We start from the raw sequence: 21,255 nt of genomic DNA on the forward strand, positions 1-21,255 counted from the left end.
ACCTGACGGATCGAGCGGACCGGGATCAGGCGCGACGGGTTCAGGCGCAACGGGATCAACTCGGCCGGGATCAATTGGGCCGGGATCAGTTGAGGGGGCGTCAACTTCCGTCCCCCGTCGCCATCGTGGGGATGGCGGTGCTGCTGCCCGGCGCCGCCGACCTCGACGCGTACTGGCGGAATCTCCTGGCGGGCACGGACGCCATCACCGACGTACCCGACGGGCGGTGGGACGCCGACTACTACCGCCCCGGCTCCGCGACCGGGCCGGCCGTCGCCGACCAGGTGTACTGCCGGCGTGGCGGCTTCGTCGACGGGCTCGCCGACGTGGAGGTCACCCGGTTCGGGATCATGCCCAACTCGGTGCCCGGCACCGAACCCGACCAGCTCATCGCGCTGAACGTGGCCGCCGCCGCCCTCGCCGACGCGGGAGGCGAGGATCGGCTGCCCGACCGGCACCGCATCGGCGTCGTCCTCGGCCGGGGCGGTTACCTCACCCCCGGTCTGGTCCGGCTCGACCAACGGGTCCGCACCGCCGGTCAACTCGTACGCACGCTCGGCGAGTTGCTGCCCGACCTGGACGCCGGCCAACTCGACCGGGTCCGGGCGGCGTTCATCGAGCGACTCGGGCCCGACAGCCCCGAGTCCGCCATCGGCCTGGTGCCCAACCTCGCGGCCTCGCGTGTCGCCAACCGCCTCGACCTGCGTGGCCCCGCCTACACCGTGGACGCCGCCTGCGCGTCGTCGCTGGTCGCCGTCGACCAGGCGGTGAGCGAACTCGCGTTAGGACGTTGTGACTTGATGCTCGCCGGGGGAGTGCACCACTGCCACGACATCACGCTCTGGAGCGTCTTCTCCCAACTCCGCGCACTCTCCCCGAGTCAGCGGATCCGCCCCTTCCACCGCGACGCCGACGGCATCCTGATCGGCGAGGGCACCGGCGTGGTGGTGCTCAAGCGACTGGCGGACGCCGAACGCGACGGCGACCGGATCTACGCGGTCATCCGGGGCACCGGCGTGGCGAGCGACGGCCGCGCCGCCGGTCTCGTCAACCCCGACCCCGGCGGCCAGGCCCACGCCGTACGCCAGGCCTGGCGAGCCGCGGGCCTCGATCCCGCCGAGGCCGGGTCCATCGGTCTTCTGGAAGCCCACGGCACCGCGACCCCGGCCGGCGACGCGGCCGAACTGAGCACCCTGGCCGAGGTGTTCGGCCCCGGCGCGGACGGCGACCCCGCGGTGATCGGTTCCGTAAAGTCGATGATCGGACACACCATGCCCGCCGCCGGAGTGGCCGGCCTGGTGAAGGCGGCCCTCGCCGTCCACCACGGGATGCTCCTGCCGACACTCCACTGCGACGACCCGCACCCCGCGCTCGCGTCCACCCGTTTCCGTCCACTGGAGACGGCGACGCCCTGGGAGACCGGCCCCGAGCAGCCGGTGCGCCGGGCGGCCGTCAACGCGTTCGGCTTCGGCGGGATCAACGCCCATGTCGTACTGGAGGAGGCACCCGGCGTACGGGCCACTCGGTACGCGGCGGCCGCTTCCCCGTCCCCGCCGGCGCCCGAGTCCGAGCCTGAGCCCGCGTCATCGTCTCCGTCCCCTTCCGGGACTGTCGCCGCCACGGCCGCCGCCACCGTCTCCGTCGCAGAGCAGGAGCAGGTGCTCCTGCTCGCCGCCGACAGCCCCGAGCGCCTCGCCGCTCTGTTGGAGGCCGACGACTCGGCCGTGCTCGCGGCCGGTCTCGACACCGGCCGGACCCATCCGGACGCGGGCCGGGCCCGGCTCGGCATCGTCGCCCCCACCGCCAAGCGGCTCGCGCTGGCCCGCCGGGCGGTCGCCAAGGGACGCGCCTGGCACGGCCGCAGCGACGTCTGGTTCACGCCGAGTCCGCTGCTCGGCGGCGGAGACGAGACGCAGCTTGGTGGCGGAGACGAGAACAACAAGTGCGGCAAGCTGGCCTTCGTCTTCCCGGGACTCGAAGGCGACTTCGATCCCCAAGTCGACGACGTCGCCGCCCACTTCGGCCTTCCCCACATCCCAGGTCCCACCCCGAGCAACGAGCAGGCGGCCCGGGTCTCGGACGTGGGCCGCCACGGATTCGGTGTAGTCGGTGTCGGCCGGCTGCTCGACGGCGCGCTGCGCCGCATGGGCGTCGTCCCGGACGCGGTGGCCGGGCACAGCGTCGGCGAGTGGACGGCGATGGTGGCCGCCGGGATGTACGCCGGCGACGAAGTGAGCGACTTCATGGCGTCGTTCGACCCAGACGCGCTGACCGTCCCGGGCCTGTCCTTCGCCGCTCTCGGCGCCCCCGCCGGACGTGTCCAGGAGACCCTCGACGACGGGTGGACGGACGCCGGGATCGTCCTCTCCCACGACAACGCGCCCAACCAGTCGATGGTGTGCGGACCGCACGACGCGGTGGAGGAGTTCGTACGCTCCTTCCGCGCCCGGGGCGTGCTCAGCCAGGTGCTGCCCTTCCGGTCCGGCTTCCACACACCGATGCTGAAGCCCTACCTCGCACCCATCGAGGAAGCGGCGAACCGCTTCCGGCTGCATCCGCCGACCGTGCCCCTGTGGTCGGGAACGACCGCGGCGCCGTTCCCCGCCGAAGAGGCCGCCGTACGCGACCTGTTCGTCAGACACCTGCTGGAGCCGGTCCGCTTCCGGCAGTTGATCGAGGCCATGTACGCGGCGGGCCATCGCGCCTTCGTCCAGGTCGGCACCGGACAGCTCGGCTCACTCGTCGGAGACACACTGAGCGGGCGCGATCACCTGGTCGTGGCCGCCAACTCGCCCCACCGCAGCGGCCTCGCACAGCTCCGCCGCGTGGCGACGGCGCTGTGGACCGCGGGCGCGGCGGTCGCGCCCTCGCTGCCACCGTCCGCGGTCCGCTCCGCAAGTCCTCCCACTCCCTCCATTTCTCCCTCCACTACTTCCTCCGCTCCTACCGCCGGTTCCTCCGCACGCTCGGCGGAGTCCGTCGACTCGCCGCGCCCCGCGCCGACGGCCCGGCCGACCGTCCGCCTCGACCTCGGCGGGGCGCTCGTCTCGCTCGACGGCCCGGCCCTCACGCAGCTGCGCGCCGAGCTGCGCGGCACACCGGCGCCGAGCGAGGCCACCACCCCCACGGCGGTCGCCGAAGGCCCGTCGGCCCTGGACGCCCTCGCCGCGCGCATGCCGGTCGCCGCCGAGCTGAGCGCGCTGTTACGGGACACGGCCGACACGGCCGCCGCACTGATCACGGCAGGCAGCCACCACTCCGGCCCTCCCACGGCCCCTCCTCCTGCCCACACCCTGACGCCTTCTCCGGTCCGCGCCCCGGCCCGGGCAGCCCCTCCCACCCGAGCCCCCGCCCGCACGTCCCCCACTGCCGGGCCACCCGCACAGGAATGGCGCACCACCGTCCGCGTATCCCCGGAAGCGATGCCGTACCTCCTCGACCACTGCTTCTTCCCGCAGCGGCCCGGCTGGCCGGACGTGGCAGATCGCTGGCCGGTCGTTCCCGCGACCACGATCGTTCACCACATCATGGAGGCGGCCCAGGACGCGGCCCCCGGCATGCTGGCGGTCGCCGTGCACGGGGCCCGGTTCGACCAGTGGCTCACCGCCACCCCGGCAGTCGAGGTACCGGTCGCCGCCGTCCCCGACGGCCCCGGCCGCCTCGCGGTCTCCTTCGGCCCCCGGGCCCGTGCGGTGGTCGAGCTGGCGGGCCGCTATCCGCAGGCACCCCCGACTCCGTGGCGTGCGGACCCCGCTTCCGAACGAGCCCCGGACCACACCGCGGCCCAGCTCTACGCCGAGCGCTGGATGTTCCACGGCCCCGCGTTCCAAGGGGTCACCGAACTCACCGCGATCGGCGACAGCCACGTACGAGGCGTGATCAGCACACCGCCGGCCCCCGGTGCCCTGCTCGACAACGTGGGCCAGCTCCTCGGCTACTGGATCATGGCGACCCGTACGGAACGGACCGTCGTGTTCCCCGTCCAGCTGCGGCACATGCGGTTCTACGGGCCGCACCCGAGCCCCGGCACCGACGTGGCCTGCCTGGTGAGGATCACTTCTCTCACCGACACCGTGCTCGAAGCCGACGTCCAGCTGGTCGTCGCGGGTCAGGTGTGGGCGGAGCTCACGGGCTGGCAGGACCGCCGTTTCGACAACGACCCGCAGACCAGGCCCGTAGAGCGTTTCCCCGAGCGCAACACCCTCTCCCAGGCGCGGCCCGGCCGCTGGTCCCTGCTCCACGAGCGCTGGCCCGACCTCGCCTCGCGTGACCTGATCATGCGCAACTCCCTGAGCGGCGAGGAGCGTTCGGAGTACGAGCGGCACGCTCCCCGGGGGCGCAGACAGTGGCTGCTCGGCCGGATCGCCGCCAAGGACGCCGTACGGCAGTGGCTGTGGGACCACGGCGAAGGACCGGTCTTCCCGGCCGAGATCCGGGTGCGCAACGAGGAGTCGGGACGGCCGTACGTCACCGGGCTGCACGGCCGGACCCTGCCCCCGCTGGACATCTCGCTGGCCCACCGCGCGGAGGCCGGGGTCGCGATCGTACGGCCGCACAGGCCCGGGCCGGGGCCGGGCATCGACATCGAAGAGGTCGTCGAGAGGGACGCGGGGACCCTGGCCGTCGCTCTCGACGAGGACGAGCTGAAGCTGCTGAGCGCCCGATGCGCCGCCACCGGCGAAGCGGAGGCGCTGTGGTTCACCCGGTTCTGGGCGGCCAAGGAAGCGGTCGCCAAGGCCGAGGGCACCGGCTTCCGCGGACGCCCCCGGGACTTCACCGTGCTCGAAGCGACGACCGGAGACGCCGGGGACGCCGGAGACACCGGGGTCCGGCTGTTGGTCTCGGGGCGCCTCGAACGCGCGTACACCGTGCACTGCGAGCGGACCGGCAACCCGCCCGGACTCCCGGACAGGGACTACGTCGTGGCCTGGACGACCGGACCGACGGACCAGGAACCGACGGACCAAGAACCGACGGACCAAGAGGAGAGCGATCGATGAACCCGAGTCAGCCGACCGGTGCGACCGGCGCGACCGGTGGCGAACGCGTGCGCGCGGACGAGGAGTCGGTCCTCGCCGACCTCACCGGCATGCTCGCGACGCTCCTCGACGAGTACGGCCTCGACGACGCCGAGGTCCGCATGGAGACCACGTTCAACCGCGATCTGGAACTGGAGAGCATCGACCTCGTGACCCTGGCGGGCCTCCTGGAGGAGCGGTACGGGGAACGGGTCAACTTCGCCGAGTTCCTGGCCGGTATGGAGTTCGACGAGATCATCGAACTCACCGTCGGCAGGCTCGTCGAGCATGTCGTGCGGAGCCTCGAAGCGGCGGAGGCGGTCTGAGCCATGGCGATGGTCGACACCGGCGACGTCCGGCTGCATGTCCAGCGGATGACTCCCAAGGGAGGGCGTCCCGTCACCGCGACCGCGGTTCTCGTCCACGGTCTGCTCACCGACAGCCTGGCCAGCTACTACTTCACCCTGGCACCGGTGTTCGCGGTGTCCGGCATCGACGTGATCATGTACGACCTGCGCGGCCACGGCCGCAGCGGGCGCCCGGAGAGCGGCTACCGCCTCGACGACCACCTCGACGACCTGGAAGCGCTGCTCGACCGGCTGGAGGTGACGGGACCGGTCCAACTCGTCGGCAACTCCTTCGGCGGGTCCGTCGCCTTCGGCTATGCCGCCCGTCACCCGGACCGGGCGGCCGGTGTCTCCCTGATCGAATCGGAGCCGGCGACCGCGGGCTGGGCGGCGACCATGGACGGGGTGCTGCGGCAGGTGCTGACCGAGCTGGCGCACAACGAGGCCGCCGCGCTGGCCTGGATCACCGCCAACCGCAGCCAGAACACCGCCCGCCTGGCGAAGGGCGCGGCCCGCCTGGCCCGCGAGACCACCCTCGCCCGGGACATCCCGGTCAGCACGGTGCTGACCGAGGACCAGATCCGGTCCGTACGCTGCCCGGTACTCGCCCTCTACGGTGGCGAGTCGGCCCTCGTCGGGCGGGCACCGTGGCTGGAGTCGCTGCTGCCCGACTGCCGGACCGTCGTGGTGCCGGGGCACGAGCACTCCGTTCTCGTCGAGGCGCCGGGAGCGGTCGGCGGCCATATCCTCTCCATGATCCACGGGGAGGCGGACGAGCGGGGTGCGGCCGGGCAGGGCGTGGCCGAGTTCGCGAGGGTCGAGGGCCGGTGAGCGGCTTCCTGTTCGTCGTGCCGCCCCTGGTCGGCCACATCAACCCGACGGTGGGCGTGGCGGCGGAACTGACCGCGCGGGGACACCGGGTGGCCTGGGTCTCCGCGGATCCGGGGCTCGTCCGGCGGCTCGCGGGGGTCGAGGCAGCGGTGTTCCCGTGCGTTGGACCGGTCCTGACAGGGGAGGACGGAGTCCGGCCGGCTGAACTCCGCGGCCCGGAGGCGCTGAAGTTCCTGTGGGAACGGTTCCTGGTGCCGCTGGCCGAGGCGATGGCCCCCGGAGTGCGGGCGGCCATCGGGGAGTTCGGCCCCGATGTCGTCGTCGCCGACCAGCAGGCCTTCGCCGGAGGGCTGGTCGCCGAGCGGCTGCGGGTGCCGTGGGCCACCTCGTCCACCACCTCCGCCGAGTTCACCTTCGCCGACGCGCTGGCGGGCATGCCCAAGGTCGCGGACTGGCTCGACGCCCTGCTCCACGATCTGCGCGGCCGTATCGGTGATCCCTCGGGCACGGCCGACCCCCGGTTCTCGCCGCACCTGGTGCTCGCGTTCAGCACGCCGGAGCTGGTCGGCGCAGGCGCAGGCGCAGGTGCCGGGTCCGGGTCCGGGTCCGGGTCCGGGTCCGGGTCCGGTGGAGAGTCCGGGGCCGGGTCCGGTGACCGGATCCGCTGGGTCGGTCCCTCGATGGCGCCTCGGCCGTCCGCTGCCGACTTCCCCTGGACCTGGCTCGACCCCGCCCGTGCCACGGTGCTCGTGACCCTCGGCACCGCCAACACCGATGTCGGGGCCCGGTTCCTCGCCGAGTGCCACGACGCCCTGCGCTGCCGTGCCGATCGGATACAGGCGGTGATCGTCGATCCCGCGAACGTGCTCGGCGTGCACGCGGACCGGGACGACAAGGACATACTGATCCGTTCCTCGGTCCCTCAACTCCCGCTCCTCGAACGGGTCGACGCGGTCGTCTGCCACGCGGGACACAACACCGTGTGCGAGGCGCTGTGGCACGGCGTCCCCCTCGTGGTGGCCCCCATCCGTGACGACCAGCCCGTCGTGGCCGGGCAGGTCGTCGACGCGGGAGCGGGCATCCGGGTCAGGTTCGGTCGGGTCACCGCGCCCAGGCTCGGCGCGGCGATCGACGCCGTGCTCCACGAACCCGGCCACCGCGCCGCAGCCGAGCGGATCCGTACCGCGTTCCGGGCCGCGGGCGGTGCCCGCGTGGCGGCAACTCACCTCGAAGAACTGGCCGTCGGCACGCCCTCCAAGGAGGCCCCATGAGCGACGAAGAACACGAACCACGACGGACGGACGACGAGCGGACGCCGAGCCGCGCCGAGCAGGACAAGGACAGCGAGCCGATGCCGAATCGCACCGAACAGGTCGCCGCGCTGCGCCCCGTCTACGAGGCCGACCTGGCCCGCGGCCTTGGCCGCTTCTTCGAACCCCGGCGCTCCGACTGCCCCTGGTGCGGCTCGGCACGGCTGAAGACGCGGCTGCGCACCACCGACCTGCTCCAGCACAAGCCGGGCCATTTCGTCCTCGACCGCTGCCAGGACTGCAGGCACACCTTCCAGAACCCCCGACTGAGCGCCGAGGGGCTGGAGTTCTACTACCGCGACTTCTACGACGGACTGGGGGAGAAGCAGCTCGGCAACACCTTCGGAGGCCGGACCGCGATGTACCGGCAGCGCGCGGAGTCCCTGCTGCCGTTCGCCGCGACGCCCAAGAACTGGCTGGACGTCGGCACCGGCCACGGCCACTTCTGCGAGTCGGCGCGGACCGTCTACCCCGGCACGACCTTCGACGGGCTCGACTTCACCGACGGCGCCGAACTCGCCGAGCGCGCAGGGCGGGTGGAGCGGGGCTACCGCGGCAGCTTTCCCGCGCTGGCGCCGGAACTCGCCGGCCGCTACGACGTGGTGAGCATGTTCCACTACCTGGAGCACAGCACGGAGCCCGGCCGCGAACTGGAGGCCGCGCACCGGGCGATACGCCCCGGCGGCCATCTGCTCATCGAGGTCCCCGATCCCGACAGCCGCTTCGCCCGTCTCCTCGGCCGCTGGTGGCTGCCCTGGCTCCAGCCGCAGCACCTGCACCTCGTCCCGGTCGAGAACCTGCGGCGCAGACTGACCGACCTCGGCTTCACGGTGGTGGCGGAACAGCACGCCGAGCCCCACGACCCGGTCGACCTCCTCGCGGGCGTCTGGCTGGCCCTCGACACGGCCGCTCCCCGCGAGGACCTGCCATGGCTGCCACACCCGCCGAACCGCCTACGGCGAACGCTGCGCACCACGATGCTGATCGCCGGTGTGCCCTTCCTGATCCTGGGCACCCTGCTGGACCGGTTCGTGATCAAACGCCTGTCGCACCGGCTGGGTCTGTCCAACGCCTATCGGCTCCTGGCGCGGCGCGACTGAAGCGGCTGAAGTGGCTGAGAGCGGTGCCAACGTGCTCACCTCACGGCACGGCCGTCCTCAACGGCCCTCCAGGATCCCCCGTGCGAACGCCGCCTGGCCCACGTGCTGCAGGTCGTCGGCCAGGACGCTGACCAGGCGGGCGCCCAGCGTGACGGCCGGGGACCAGTTCTCGTCGACGATCCGGTCCAGGTCGTCGGCGCGCAGCTCGCGCAGGGCGGCCAGGGTCTGCTCGTGGACGGCGTCGTAGTAGCCGAGCAGCAGGTCGCCCGAGTCGACCTGGACCTTGGCGACCTGCCGCGGGGTGTGGCCGTAGCCCGTGTCCCGGCCGGGCAGGCCCAGGGCGAAGCGGTCCGGCCAGTCCTGCGACAGCCAGACCTGCTTCAGGCCGAAGGCGTCGGCGACGTGGTCGTCCTGGACACGGGTGAGATGCCAGACCAGCCAGGTGATCGAGTTGGTCCGGTCGTCGAGGCGTGCGTTGAGCTCGTCGGGGGCGAGGCCGTCGACTGCGGCATGGACCTCTTCCCGGATGCGACCGTACGCGTCGACGAGAACGTCCTTGGCGTGCATGGGCTCCTCCACGCTCTCCGCGGGTTCCTGTCCCTGCCCAGTGTCCCCCGCGGACCCGCCGAGCGCGCCGCGCCAAGGAGGTAGCCGGTCAGTGCCAGCCGGAGTACGGCTCCTCGACGAGCTTGAACACCGGTTCGCGGCGGACCGGGTCCAACGCCGTGGTGAGCTGGACGCGGTCGCCGGTACGGATCGCTATGAGCGGTCCCGTGACCCGGCCCCGGACGGTGAAACCCTCCGCCATCTCGACGAGCGACACATTGCGCGCGCCCGGAGTGTTGCGCTGGACGACGGTGGCGTGGCGGACGACTCCCAGGCCCGCACTGCGCTCCGTGCGCAGGTCGCTGCCCTGGCAGACCGGGCAGAGCAGCCGGTGGAACATGGCGGTCCCGCACCAGCGGCAACGCTGGTAGAGGAGCCCTTCCTCGGCGGCCGGGGCGGTGGTCGTCGTCTCCGGGTCGAGTACGCCCGTCGTGGTCCCGCTTCCTCGGTGGAACACGATGTCATCTCCCTGCGCTGGGCCGGAATCTGAAAAAGTGCGCGGAGCGCCGTGCACGACGTCAGAATATGGCACGCAGTGTCATGCGTAAAGGCACTCAGTACCCTCAATCACTCGGGATCTCGGCCGAGAGCCGTCTCGACCTCCTGGACGACCCGCCACATCGGCGCACCGCGCCTGGAGATGACGACGACCACGTCGTCGTCCGTCGGCTCCTTCGTTGGCTCGTCGGCCGGCTGTTGTGCCGGTCCGACGGGTCCGGGGTCCGGGCCGAAGACCCGCTGGACATGGGCGAGCGCGTGGTCGACCTCCGCGCTCGCGTCGCTCTGGCCGTCCGAACGCAGCCAGGAGCGCAGCCCGTTGTTGTGTGCGGCGACCACGGCCGCGGCGATCACGTCGGCCCGCAGCGTTCCGTCACGACGACCGGCGAAGCGCCCGCGCAGATACTCGGCGAGCGCGCGCTCGTACCGCCAGACCACCGACAGTTCGTACGTCCGCAGTCCCGGGACCTTCTTGGTCAGGCGGTAGCGCTGGACCGAGAAGGTCGGGTTCTCGGCGTACATGCGCAGTACGACGCGAGCGGCGTCGCATACCCGGGCCACCGGGTCGTTCGCGTTCCGGCCGCCGCTGTTGACGTCGTCGGTGGCGAGGAAGTCGTTCATCTCGGCCAGACAGCGCTCGTGGTCCGGGAAGACCACGTCCTCCTTGGACGGGAAGTACCGGAAGAAGGACCGCCGTCCGACCCCCGCGAGAGCCACGATCTCGTCGACGGTGGTCTGCTCGTACCCCCGCTCCAGGAACAGCTGGAACGCCGCCGCGACGAGGGAGTCCCGCATCGGCGGCTTCGGAGGTGCCACGTCGGCCGCCTGGTCAGGGCGGGGTGCCTCGCTCATGGTGGGGAACCTAGCACCGGACGAGGCACGGATGGCACTCGGTGTGCTCCGATCGGGGAACTGAGTGCCATGCCCGGTCGGGGCCGGGTGCGGAACGGTCCAAGGCGCCGAGTAGGGTCCGGGCCTGTGCCCGGCCGTGAGGCCGGAGTGAACGCTGGTGCGGGTGTGACGGGGGTCGGAAACGGTGCGGCGCTGGATCAAGGTGTCGGTGGCGGCTGCGGTGGTGCTGGGCATAGGCGGCTACGCGGCCGAACCCTATGCGTGGGACTGGATGCTGGCCGGCAACGCGTGCGGCGGGGCACTGCCCCGGGACGTCGTGGACCGGCTCACCCCGGACGACGCACACCTGGACAGCGAGGAGTCCCGGCAGACCGGCGCCCTGGGCTCGTACGGCTGCGACCTCACCATGAAGGGCGACGAGGTCGACGACTCACGGCTCATCAGCATGGAGGCGTACACCCGGCGGGACGACCAGGACCGGGAGTTCTTCCGGGTCTTTCCCGAGGAGGGGTTCTCCTCGCAGTCCGCGGTGCCCGAGGGGCTGCCCGGATTCATCGACCGCCTCGGCGTGATCCAGCTCCTGATGCCCTGCCCGGACCTCCCCAAGGACGCCGAAGGGCGGCGGAGCAAGCTCCTGGTACGCACCTGGATGGGCCGGGACACGCTGTACGGGGTGCCGGGAGCCGCGTACCAGGCGGTCGTCGCGCTCGCCAACTCGGCCTCGGACCGGCTGGGTTGTGGTGCCGAGCCGCTCAGGGCGCCGAAGGGAGACGCGGTGCCGCCCGCCCTCGGGGACGAGCCCCGGGCGGTGCCGCTGACGCGGGCCAAGGGAACCGGCTGCGAGTGGGTGACCAGGGCCGGCCTGCCGGAGAGCGGCGACTGGCGCGTCAAGGCGGGCACGAACGACTCCGCGCCCACGGGACAGTGCGTCCTGAGCAGCGAGTCGGGCGACGACGGGAACGACAAGGGGATGTACTTTGTCGCCTGGTACGGCGACTGGAGCAACCGACTCGTCTTCGAGGACAGCGACGGCGAGTTCCTGTCGACGACGGCCACCGCCCGCTGCGACGGCGAGGCCGCCAACTTCGCCCTCAGTGCCTCCGACGACATCCCCGGCGTCGGCAAGACGGCCGAGCAGCGCATGTTCAAGCAGTTCGCGCAGGATCAGGTGGACCGCCGCGGCTGCTCCGAACTCCGGTTCCGCTCCTGACCGTTGGGGTTCGTGCCGTTCCGGCCGGTGGTGGCTCGTCCCGCCGGTGGACGGTCATCCCTAGTAGATCCCTAGTAGATGGTCATCCACAGCGCCCGTACGTACCAGTCGTCCACCAACTGCCGCATTGCGGAGGCGCGTTCGGCGGACACGTTCCGTTCCTCGGCCCACCCTTCGAGGACCGTGAACATCTGGTGTCGGCCGTCCATCAGGTCGCCGCGCACCGGACCGGCGGCCTTCCGGTTCGCGATGTCGCCCATCGGCGGGCGGTCGTCGAGCTGCCGGGACGCGGGGCGGAAGGTGCCACGCGTGTGCTCGCGCACCGCCTTGTCGAAGGCGGCGAGGTCGGGGATCGTCCCGTTCCTGACATACGCGGCGCGGTACTTCATGAGGTTGCCGATCCTGCCGGACATGTCCTGGAGGTCGTTGTCCGGCCAGTCCTGCGGGGTCGACTCGAAGCGCTTGTCGGTCGAGGGGCGGAAGTCGGGGTCGCCCCCCGAGCCGGTCAGCCGCTCCAGGTAGTACGCGAAGTAGGCGCGCTCGGCGTCGTAGAGGATCGCGAACGCCTCGGGATCCTCGGCGAGTTCGGCCACGAGGTACTCGATGTTCGCGTCGGCGTCCGCGTAGCTGTCGCTGTGCTCGAAGACCACGTGTGCCTCGCCCGCCGCCAGGAAACGCCCGTACCGGGAATAGCCGTTCGGGTCGAGCTGGGCCTCCTCGGCGGGCACCGCGGGGCGGTTCGCGTCGTCGTCGCCGAACGAGCCGTCACGCCCCGCGTCCACCACGTACTCGGCCAGCATCCGCGCCACGCCCGGGGCGAGCCCATCGGGGATCTCCACGTCGTGAAGAACCGCTGCCACCGCGTACGCACCGCGGGCCTGGGCCAGGGTGTGCGGTGCGCCCGAACTCTTCGCGCGGGTGGCCGTGTTCACGATGTCACCGAGTACGCGGGCGCCGTCGTCGCACACCTTCTCGTGCGCCAGCAGCTTCCTGACCGAGCCGATGCGTTCGAGGTCCTCGCCGGGATCCAGTGCCCGCGTGGCGGCCGTCGCGTCGTCGGCGAGCGCCCGCTTCGAGTCGGGCAACCGCCAACAGGGCTTGTCGTGCCCGGAGTCGGCGAGCGCGAGCGGAAGGGAGACCCCGGCCGCGAGCACGACCACGGCTCCGCCCACGACGGCCCGGCGACGCTTCCGCGGTTGCCCCCGCAACGAGAACCGCGACGAGAGATGCCTCGTCAACGATCCGAACCGGCCCCGAGGTTCGGCCGACGGCTCCTCGACGAGACCGTCGGAGCCCTCGTCACTCCCGCTTCCCCCATCACGCATCCCGGCAGACTAGCGAGCGTCCGCAGTCGCGAACGCGCCGGGTCCACGGGTGACCGGATCAGTGGCCCTGCCGCGCGTTGTGGCTCTCCACCAGGGCCTGGGAGACGACGCGCACACCCCGGGCGATGTGGTTCAACTGCGTGAGCTCGGCCGCGTACAGCTTGATCGTGTTCTCGATGACCGACTCCGGCATCCCCATGGCGGGCAGCTCGGCCCGGGCGCTGTGCAGCGCCGTGCGCACGACCCGGATCTCGTGCTGGAGCTGGATCTGCGCGTGACGGGCGAGCAGCACGGGCTGACGGATCAGCAGCGGATAGCTGGCGTAGCGGGAGGGCACCAGGTCGCGCAGCCACTTGGCAGCCGATCGTTCCCAGTCCCGGTTGCCGGGCGTCTTGACCTGACACGGCCAATCCGTGCTGATGGGGGAGTACGTCAGGGACATGGACATCGCTTCCGAGGTGGCCGGCGGGTGGTGAGGGTGGTTCTTGGCGGCCCCGGCCTAGGGGATGGACCGGGGCCGCCACGGGCGTGCGCGAGCGGTGCCCGTTCAATGCGCCCGGGGCCGATGCGAGAAGGGAGCGCCGTTCCCGGGCCGACCAGGACCCCACCGGATCCCGATCAGCGAGAAGTATTCATATATACCGTCCGGTACGCAAGGGTATGAAAAAATTCATGTGAAGGTACGGCTGAATCGCCCCTTGCGGACATCGGTCGTCCCATGCCGGAGGGGTCAGTCCTTGACGAAGAAGGCGTGCTCGTCCGCGACCTGTTCGTAGTCCTCCAGGCGGGCCTGCGTACGCTCGGGATCGGCGTCGGTCATGGCCTGGAGCAGGGCCGCGGACAGCACCACGGGCGCCGCGTACGAGTCGAAGACGAGACGTGAACCGGTGCCGGTGGCGAAGACGACGTCGGCCTCGTCGGCCAGCGGCCCGAGCCCCAGGTCGGTGACAAGTGCGACGCTCAGCCCGGCCCGCCGGGCGACCCGCATGGCCGTCAGCGTCTCGTGCGCGTGCCGGGGCATGGTGAAGGCCAGCACCCACGTGCCGCCCGCCTCGCGCGACTGCAGCAGGGCGTCGTACGCGACACTGCCGCCCCGGGTCACCACCCGGACGTCCGGGTGGATACGGCGGGCGGCGTACGCGAAGTATTCGGCCAGCGACCCGGAGATCCGCAGCCCGAGGATGGTGAGCGGAGCCGATCGCGACAGCGCGCGGCCGGTCTCGATGACCTGCTCCGGGTCCGCGAAGTCGCGGCGCAGGTTCTCCAGGTTGTCGATCTCGGCGTCGACGGCCGCCTGCAGTTCGTTCGGCCGGGCCGCCTCCGCCTCCTCGGCGGCCTCTGGCGTGCTGGCCAGCTTGCTGAGCGCGATCGACTGGAGGCGCTCGCGCAGTGCGGGATAGCCGCTGAAGCCCACCGCCGTCGCGAAACGGGTCACCGAGGGCTGGCTCACGCCCACCCGCTCCGCGAGGTCCGTGATCGACAGGAAGGCGGCCTCGGTGATGTGCTCGATCAGGTACTGGGCGATGCGGCGCTGCCCGGGAGAGAGCCGGGGGCCGTCGAACAGTGCCCGCAGCCGTGTGGTGGGAGCGGCCTCCGCCTCCGGGACCGCTTTCCCCGCGCTGATCGCAGACGCCTGCGCACGGGCCTGCTGCGGCGATGGCACCGATGCGCCTCCTTCGTGTCCCACTGAGGTTCAACATAGCTCACAGGAAGGAGGGTCCGGCGGACAGTTGCGCGTGGTCAGAGGGCCGCCGTCCGGGCGGTTTTCCGGGGTGTGCTTCGATGCCACGATGAGAAGCGAGAACGCCGGTGTGCCCGGCGGCGGCCCGGTCCGCCTTCGAAACGACGGCGACCTCGACGCCTGCGTCGCCGTACTCGCCGCGGTCCACGAGAGCGACGGCTACCCCGTGAACTGGCCCGACGCTCCGGAGCGGTGGCTGACCCCGCCCTCCCTTCTGACGTCCTGGGTCGCCGAACTGGACGGCCGGATCGTCGGCCACGTAGGCCTGTCCCACAGCGGCCCGGACGACCTGGCCCCCGGACTGTGGCGCACCCACCGGGGCACGAGCACCGCCGCGACCGCGGTCGTCAGCCGCCTGTTCGTCTCCCCGGACGCCCGGGGCCACGGAATCGGCGCGCTGCTGATGACCGAGGCGACACGGGAGGCGGCACGGCGGGCTCTTCACCCCGTACTCGACGTCGTCGCTACGGACAAGGCGGCAGCGGCCCTGTACGAGCGCCTGGGCTGGCACCGCCTGGCGACGGTCGAGCAGCAGTGGGCCCCGGATCAGATGGTCTCGGTCCACTGCTACGCCGCGGCCTTCTAGGGCGCGTATTGAGTCGTGATCATTTGGTGGTCCGGGTGAGGTCTTTGATCCAGATCATCGAGGCTCGTAAGTGGAGGCCGGCGAGGTAGCTGTCTGGGGTCTTGTCGCAGCGGGTGGCGATGCCTCGCCAGGCCTTCAGCTTGTTGATCAGGCGCTCGACAGTGTTCCTCTCCTTGTAGAGGCCAGTGTCGTGGCTGACGGGCCGGCCTCCCCCGGAGCCCTTCTTCTTCCGGTTGGCGGCCTGGTCCTTCTTCTCCGGGATCACTGCCTTGATGCCGCGTCTGCGCAGGTGGGCCCGGTTGCCGCGTGAGGAGTAAGCTTTGTCGGCGGCGACCGCGTCCGGCCGGGTGCGGGGGCGGCCGACGGGGCCGCGGACCCGTAACTTCCCCAGCACGGGCAGGAACTGCGGGCTGTCGGCAGCCTGGCCTGCAGTCAGCACGAACACCAGCGGACGGCACGTGCGGTCGGCGGCAAGGTGGACCTTGCTGGTCTGCCCGCCTCTGGAGCGTCCCAGCGGGGCGGCCTTCAGCCGGAGTTTTCGCCGACACCGGATGCGTCGTCGCTCCTCCCGTCCAGGATCGAACTCGGCGTCCTGTCCGTCTTGTTCTTCGCGGCTGCCCCTTTTGACCTGGCCTTCTCTGCCTCAGTGGCAGCCTTCTCCAGCGCGGTGAGAACGTCCTCGCCCAGATGCATCCCGGCAGCATCGTGGTGGGCCCGGACGGTGGTGGAGTCGATGCTGATAAGGGACAGATCGATCTCCCCCCGCTTCGCGGCTTCCGCGATCAGGCCCTCCAGCAGAGACTCGAAGACGCTGGCGTCACGCCACTGCCGGAAGCGGTTGTGGACGGTCGACCAGGCACCGAACTCCTGCGGCATCTCACGCCACTGTCCGCCGGTCTTGAACCGCCAGATCACCCCCTCGAACTGCTGCCGCAGCCGCTGCGGGTACGGGCCGTACTCGCCGACCGGCAGGTACGGCTCGATGAACTCCCATTCCTCGTCCGTCAGTTGCACTCGCGTCACGGGAGAAGGTCTACCGGTCCAGACCCCGCCACGAAGGCGAATCCCGCAGATTGATCACGACTCAATACGCGCCCTAGGGGCGCGGGGCTGTGACACTGCGCGGCTCCGTCGCGTGGGCGCGACCAGCCGCGGCGGGTCCGCAACCGAACCCCACCGTCCCGGAGGTGCCCCGACCCCTGGCATGATCGAGACCATGGGTGAACGCGTAATCGCCGCATGCGACGGGGCATCGAAGGGCAACCCGGGCCCCGCCGGCTGGGCCTGGGTCATCGCCGACGGGACGGGCACGACTCCTACCGAGTGGGAGGCGGGACCGCTCGGCACGGCGACCAACAACGTCGCCGAACTGACCGCGCTGGAGCGGCTGTTGACCTTCGTGGCCCCGGAGGTGCCACTGGAGGTCCGGATGGACTCCCAGTACGCCATGAAGGCCGTCACGACCTGGCTCCCGGGCTGGAAGCGCAAGGGCTGGAAGACGGCGGCGGGCAAGCCGGTGGCCAACCAGGAACTCGTCGTACGGATCGACGAACTGCTCGCCGGCCGCTCGGTCGAGTTCCGGTACGTCCCCGCGCACCAGGTGGACGGCGACCCGCTCAACGACTTCGCGGATCGGGCGGCGAGTCAGGCGGCCTTCGTCCAGGAACCGGCGGGCAGCGAGCACGGCTCCCCGGAGCCGCCGAAGTCGCCCGCAGCGAAGAAGACGGCCAAGAGCGCGGGGCCGCCGCGCAAGCGTGCCTCGTCCTCCGCCGCAGCCTCGTCGTCGGCCGGGTCGTCGGCCTCGTCCTCGCGCACGCTCAAGGCCAAGTTCCCCGGCCGCTGCCGCTGCGGTCGCTCGTACACCGCGGGCGAGACCATCGCGAAGAACGCCGACGGCTGGGGCCACCCGGAGTGCCGTACCGAGGCCTAGGACTGCCCTGGTCCTCGGCCCCTGACCTGCGGGTTTCCCGCCCGGATGCGAAATGCTCCACCTGCGGTGACCCTGGAGGCGTGGGGGTGAACTGATCAGGAGGATGACTCATGTCCGTTATGGACAAGATCAAGGGCATGCTGAAGGGCCACCCGGACCAGGCCAACAAGGGTGTCGACAAGGCCGGAGACTTCGTCGACGACAAGACCCAGAACAAGTACGGCGGTCAGGTCGACAGCGCCCAGGACAGGCTCAAGGACCAGTTCGGTTCGAACCCGGACCAGGACCGGCCGCCGCAGTCCTGACACCGGCACACCGCGATCGCGCACCGGCGGCGAGGGCCTGCCTCACCGCCGGCCCGGGCCGGTCCCCTCGTGGGGGCCGGCCCGGTGGTGTTCCTGGCGCCAAGTGGTCAGTGCCCGTGGGCACTTGACGGCGTGCAGGTGATCGTCGGGCCGGCGAGCATGCCTCCGGTGTAGAGGGTCTGGCCCCGGGGCATCCAGTAGCCCAGCTTGGACACGACGGTCGTGCAGGACTCCGCGAGCCTGGCCCGGACGACCACCGTGGAGGGCCGGCCCGGCTGGAGGTCGGTGAGGGCGCAGTCCAGGGCGTACATGCTGCGGGCGCTCGACGGATAGCGGCCGACGAGCGGATTGACGCAGCGCGGGTCGGCCGTCGTCAGCTCCACTCCCGAGGCCTCCTCGCCGATGAGGCCGAAACGGGCGCTTCCGTCCCCCTCGTCGCTGTCGCGGGAGACGGTGTACGTCACCGTCGTGGTCGTGTTCGGCCGCAGTGTGTGCCGGTCGGCCTCGATGCGATGGGTGATGACGGGTTTCGGGCCGGTGAGGGTCAGAGTGGCGCGGACCGTGCCCCGCAGCTCGACACCCGCGGGTGACGAACGGACGTGCACGGTGCCGCTGACCTCGTACGTGCCCGGACCGGGGTTCTCCCTGCCGCCCGGAAGCGGGCCGGTGGCGACGGTCCTGCCGTCGCGCCGCAGGGTCCAGGTGCCGGACGTCCGGCAGCTGTACCGGACGGCGGACCCGGCCCGCCCGCAGGTGGCCGGAGCCGACAGTGACGTACCCACGCCCCCGCCGCTCGCGCACAGACTGACGGAGGCGCGCTGCCCGCCCTCGCCCTTCAGGGTGCCCGCGGGGGCGCAGAGCATGGCGGGCGGGGGTAGCTCGGGCGCCAGGGTCCGGGGTGCGGCTCCCGCCGGCTGGCCCGCGGCGGTCCAGCCCGCGGCGGCCAGTACCGCCATCGCGGTCAGTACCAGGGTCGTCCTGCGTGGCCTGGGATGGGACGGCATCGACTCCTCCTCCGGCTCCGGGGCGCCAACGGCCGGGCAAACATCGGTCGCGTGCGCTCAGATGTGGTCGCATACGGTCGAACGTGGTCGCACGCGTCGAGGAGAGGATGCGGGAAGCGCCGACGGCCGGGCCGTTCCCACGCCGGACCGGACGGGTCAGGGCCGGTACGCGTCGCCCGGATGGTCCAGGTCGTAGGGGCGCGGGTAGGGGGTGGGGCGGTACGCGGTGCAGCGGGCCGGCATCGTCGGATCGGCCTGCGCCGCCCGTGAGTTGAGGGTGTCGGTCCCCGGAGTTGAGGGCGTCGGTCCTCGGGTCGCCGCATCGGCCCGTGTCCAACCGGTGTTCCGGTGTGTCCTCACGGGGACTCGCCGAGGTCCGCCGGGACCTCGGCGAGCGCATGTGGGCCGCGCGGTCCGCGTACGGACCGCGCGGCCGCCCCCCTGGGGTGGGGCTATCCCGTGGGGCAGGTGTTCCGGTATTCGCTGATCTGTGTGTTGGGCGCGGGCGCCGGGCAGAGGAACTGGTCGTACCGCACGTCCTCGTCGACGAACCGCTTCAGCCAGGCGATGCTGTACTTCGCGATCGTCACGTTGGAACCGAGCGCCACGTTGTGATCCGCGCCCCTCAGCTCCAGGTACGCCTTCTCAGGAGCGGCGGTGAGGCTGTTGTAGAACACCTCCGCGTGAGAGGCCGGTGAGGCGATGGCGTCGTTCTCGGCGCCGATGATCATCGTGGGCACCCGGTCTGTCTGCCAGGTCTTGTCGTTGCTCCACGGCATGAGCGGCACGGCCGCCTTGAGCGCGGGGCGCGACTCGGACGCCTTGAGCGAGCCGCCCCCGCCCATCGAATGGCCCATCACCGCAAGGCGGTTGGGGTCGATGCGGTTGCGCACGGAGCTGGACTGGACGAGGTAGTCCAGTGCGTTGAGCATCTGGGTGGCGCGGTCGTCGGGCTGGTCGAAGCCCGAGTTGGTCTCCAGCGTCAGGACGACGAAGCCCTGCGACGCGAGGCGGGGGCCGTACCAGCTGATCAGCGCCTCGGGCGTCACGAAGCCGGGGCTGACGACGACGGCTCCGAACGTGCCCTGGCTGGTGTCGGTGGGGTAGTAGGCGGTGCCCGACTTGAAGGTCGGACCGTCGACCGTGGTCTGAGCCGTGGCGAAGGGACCACGCTCGGCGGTGATGGACTGTTCGGTGGGGTCGGGGCCTCGTTGGAAGTCTCCGGGCCCGGCCTGAGCCTCCTGGGGAAGGAGGCTCAGGCTCACCGCCAGTGCGGCGGCGCCGGAGAGAAGGCCTAGGCGTTTCGCTGCGCGGGTGCTGGCATGTCTCATGCGGCCAGAGCATGCTGACCGAAAGTCAGGACCGCTTCTGGCTCAACTGCTGAATTCCGTACGGAAGTTTGTCAGGGCAGCAAGGAACGACGCACTGACCTGCTGCGCAGCGCGAGCTGAACGTCGAACCGGAATGCCGGGTCGTCGAGTCTGTCGCCGTACAGGGCGGCGAGTTGCCGCAGCCGGTTGCGGGCGGTCTGCGGATGGATGCCCAGCGTGGCGGCGACCTCAGGGGCCGTCCGCCCACCGGACGTGAGCAGCGCGTCGAGTGTGTCCGTGAGCCGTTCGGCCTTGCCCGGCGGCAGGGCGCGCAACGGCTCAAGTACCTGGTCGGTGAGGAGAGTTCCGATCGGCGAACCGTGCAGGAGGTGCAGCTCCGCGAGATGGTCCTCAGCCCGGAGCCGCCCCAGGCGCCGGCCCAGCCGGGCACAGTGCAGCGAGACCCACGCCTCGCTCAGCAGCACGCTCGGGCCCACCGCCGCTTCCGTTCCGTCCAGGACGCTCAGCAGGCTGTCGTCGGGCGTCACCAGATGCAGTTCGCCGCCCCGGCTCACCCGCAGTACGTCCTCGTGCACCGCGGTCAGGTCGGCGGCGGCGGGCAGCACCGCGCACCGCACCCGTTCCGGCAGCGGCCACGCGGCCCTGCGGGCGAGATCGGGAAGCGGTTCCGCGAGCGGATCCCTGTTGCGTTCCAGCAGCCGTGCGGCGAGCAGCCGCCGGGTGCGCAGCATCTCGTCGGCCGCCCCGGCCCGCGCCTCCTCGAAGCCCGCCACCGACCCCTCGGCCATCGCGTGGATGTGCGTGAGCACCGCCTCGCTCAGCGGGACGGCGATCTCACCGGAGAACGCGGCCTCCCGGGCCACGTCCATGTAGCGGCGGCACGCCACCCGGGCGCCGATCCGGTACGCGGCCTGCAGCCCGTCCATGCCGCGCCCGCTCAGGTACTCCAGTCTGCCCAGCCGCTTGAAACGCGGCACGTAGTGCTGCTGCGGCGCGTCCGGCTCCTCGACCAGCTCGGTGAACTGCGTCGCGGCCAGCCGGACCGCCTCGGCGAGGTCGTGGGCGACGGCGGAGCCGATCGGCTGCCGGTAGCCGCGCACCTCTCTGCGGATGGCCTGCACCATCTCCGTGGTGAGTTCCGGAAGTCTGGCCCGGAGGAGCGGGGCGAGCGCCGGAGGCAGATCGTGCCAAGGGCGCCTGGATAAGAGCGGGTCGACAGCTGACACGTCCAACTCCCTTACTAGGCCCTGTAGTCGAACTC

General features: G+C 71.5%; 18 protein-coding genes and 1 pseudogene. 9 read left to right on the top strand and 10 right to left on the bottom strand.

Going from position 1 to position 21,255, the window contains the following annotated elements; genetic code table 11:
- Positions 1-131 precede the first annotated feature (131 nt).
- The 5 genes from ACH4YP_RS33860 (at position 132) to ACH4YP_RS33880 (ending at position 8,606) form a co-directional block, all read left to right on the top strand.
- Entirely contained in the window at positions 132-5,000 is a 4,869-nt protein-coding gene (locus tag ACH4YP_RS33860) for a beta-ketoacyl synthase N-terminal-like domain-containing protein (protein WP_398494897.1), read from the top strand.
- Positions 4,997-5,344 carry an acyl carrier protein gene (locus ACH4YP_RS33865; protein ID WP_398494642.1) on the top strand — a complete coding sequence of 116 codons (348 nt, stop codon included), beginning with the start codon at positions 4,997-4,999 and terminating at the stop codon, positions 5,342-5,344. The genes ACH4YP_RS33860 and ACH4YP_RS33865 overlap by 4 nt, the downstream gene beginning before the upstream one ends.
- 3 nt (positions 5,345-5,347) lie before the next feature.
- Positions 5,348-6,196 (top strand): alpha/beta hydrolase, encoded by an 849-nt coding sequence (locus ACH4YP_RS33870; protein WP_361067259.1) that lies wholly within the window; start codon positions 5,348-5,350, stop codon positions 6,194-6,196.
- On the top strand, positions 6,193-7,467 hold the full coding sequence (locus tag ACH4YP_RS33875; RefSeq protein WP_398494644.1) for a glycosyltransferase: 1,275 nt from the start codon (positions 6,193-6,195) through the stop codon (positions 7,465-7,467). Before ACH4YP_RS33870 ends, ACH4YP_RS33875 begins: the two co-directional genes overlap by 4 nt.
- An 80-nt stretch (positions 7,468-7,547) precedes the next feature.
- Complete coding sequence (locus ACH4YP_RS33880) at positions 7,548-8,606, top strand: class I SAM-dependent methyltransferase (protein ID WP_398494898.1); 1,059 nt, start codon at positions 7,548-7,550, stop codon at positions 8,604-8,606.
- Positions 8,607-8,663: 57 nt separating this feature from the next.
- Here ACH4YP_RS33880 and ACH4YP_RS33885 read toward each other — a convergent pair whose 3' ends face one another.
- From ACH4YP_RS33885 to ACH4YP_RS33895, 3 genes are all read right to left on the bottom strand, one after another.
- Positions 8,664-9,173, bottom strand: coding sequence for a DinB family protein (locus tag ACH4YP_RS33885; RefSeq protein ID WP_398494646.1), 510 nt, complete (start codon positions 9,171-9,173; stop codon positions 8,664-8,666).
- Between the two features lie 88 nt (positions 9,174-9,261).
- Positions 9,262-9,672: a Zn-ribbon domain-containing OB-fold protein gene (locus ACH4YP_RS33890; RefSeq protein WP_398494900.1), complete on the bottom strand. Its 411-nt coding sequence runs from the start codon at positions 9,670-9,672 to the stop codon at positions 9,262-9,264.
- 107 nt (positions 9,673-9,779) lie between these two features.
- Complete coding sequence (locus tag ACH4YP_RS33895; protein WP_361067279.1) at positions 9,780-10,505, bottom strand: TetR family transcriptional regulator; 726 nt, start codon at positions 10,503-10,505, stop codon at positions 9,780-9,782.
- Between the two features lie 241 nt (positions 10,506-10,746).
- Here ACH4YP_RS33895 and ACH4YP_RS33900 point away from each other — a divergent pair, with 241 nt between their 5' ends.
- Positions 10,747-11,772, top strand: a complete 1,026-nt coding sequence (locus ACH4YP_RS33900) for a hypothetical protein (protein WP_398494647.1) — start codon at positions 10,747-10,749, stop codon at positions 11,770-11,772.
- A 71-nt stretch (positions 11,773-11,843) separates the two neighbouring features.
- On the opposite strand, the gene ACH4YP_RS33905 is transcribed toward ACH4YP_RS33900, so the two are convergent.
- From ACH4YP_RS33905 to ACH4YP_RS33915, 3 genes are all read right to left on the bottom strand, one after another.
- Positions 11,844-13,097 carry a hypothetical protein gene (locus ACH4YP_RS33905; RefSeq protein ID WP_398494649.1) on the bottom strand — a complete coding sequence of 418 codons (1,254 nt, stop codon included), beginning with the start codon at positions 13,095-13,097 and terminating at the stop codon, positions 11,844-11,846.
- 58 nt (positions 13,098-13,155) lie between these two features.
- Positions 13,156-13,545, bottom strand: coding sequence for a hypothetical protein (locus tag ACH4YP_RS33910; RefSeq protein ID WP_361067239.1), 390 nt, complete (start codon positions 13,543-13,545; stop codon positions 13,156-13,158).
- 282 nt (positions 13,546-13,827) lie between these two features.
- On the bottom strand, positions 13,828-14,760 hold the full coding sequence (locus ACH4YP_RS33915) for a MurR/RpiR family transcriptional regulator (RefSeq protein ID WP_398494651.1): 933 nt from the start codon (positions 14,758-14,760) through the stop codon (positions 13,828-13,830).
- A gap of 127 nt (positions 14,761-14,887) precedes the next feature.
- Here ACH4YP_RS33915 and ACH4YP_RS33920 point away from each other — a divergent pair, with 127 nt between their 5' ends.
- Complete coding sequence (locus ACH4YP_RS33920) at positions 14,888-15,424, top strand: GNAT family N-acetyltransferase (RefSeq protein ID WP_398494652.1); 537 nt, start codon at positions 14,888-14,890, stop codon at positions 15,422-15,424.
- Between the two features lie 19 nt (positions 15,425-15,443).
- Here ACH4YP_RS33920 and ACH4YP_RS33925 read toward each other — a convergent pair.
- Positions 15,444-16,447, bottom strand: a pseudogene (locus ACH4YP_RS33925) (IS5 family transposase).
- 181 nt (positions 16,448-16,628) lie between these two features.
- Here ACH4YP_RS33925 and ACH4YP_RS33930 point away from each other — a divergent pair.
- Both ACH4YP_RS33930 and ACH4YP_RS33935 read left to right on the top strand, forming a co-directional pair.
- Positions 16,629-17,354 (top strand): ribonuclease H, encoded by a 726-nt coding sequence (locus ACH4YP_RS33930; protein ID WP_398494654.1) that lies wholly within the window; start codon positions 16,629-16,631, stop codon positions 17,352-17,354.
- 110 nt (positions 17,355-17,464) lie between these two features.
- The gene (locus ACH4YP_RS33935; RefSeq protein ID WP_361067233.1) at positions 17,465-17,659 is read left to right on the top strand and encodes an antitoxin; all 195 of its coding nucleotides are present in this window, start codon (positions 17,465-17,467) and stop codon (positions 17,657-17,659) included.
- 107 nt (positions 17,660-17,766) lie between these two features.
- Here the strand turns inward: ACH4YP_RS33935 and ACH4YP_RS33940 are convergent, their stop codons facing one another.
- The 3 genes from ACH4YP_RS33940 to ACH4YP_RS33950 all read right to left on the bottom strand — a co-directional run bounded on the left by ACH4YP_RS33940 (position 17,767) and on the right by ACH4YP_RS33950 (position 21,220).
- A complete protein-coding gene (locus ACH4YP_RS33940) occupies positions 17,767-18,663 on the bottom strand; it encodes a hypothetical protein (RefSeq protein ID WP_398494656.1) in 897 nt (298 codons plus the stop codon).
- A 452-nt stretch (positions 18,664-19,115) separates the two neighbouring features.
- Complete coding sequence (locus ACH4YP_RS33945; RefSeq protein ID WP_361071876.1) at positions 19,116-19,994, bottom strand: dienelactone hydrolase family protein; 879 nt, start codon at positions 19,992-19,994, stop codon at positions 19,116-19,118.
- Positions 19,995-20,065: 71 nt separating this feature from the next.
- Entirely contained in the window at positions 20,066-21,220 is a 1,155-nt protein-coding gene (locus ACH4YP_RS33950) for a helix-turn-helix domain-containing protein (protein WP_361071873.1), read from the bottom strand.
- Positions 21,221-21,255 lie beyond the last annotated feature (35 nt).

The organism is Streptomyces sp. NPDC020747 (assembly GCF_044334695.1).
GTDB lineage: Bacteria > Actinomycetota > Actinomycetes > Streptomycetales > Streptomycetaceae > Streptomyces.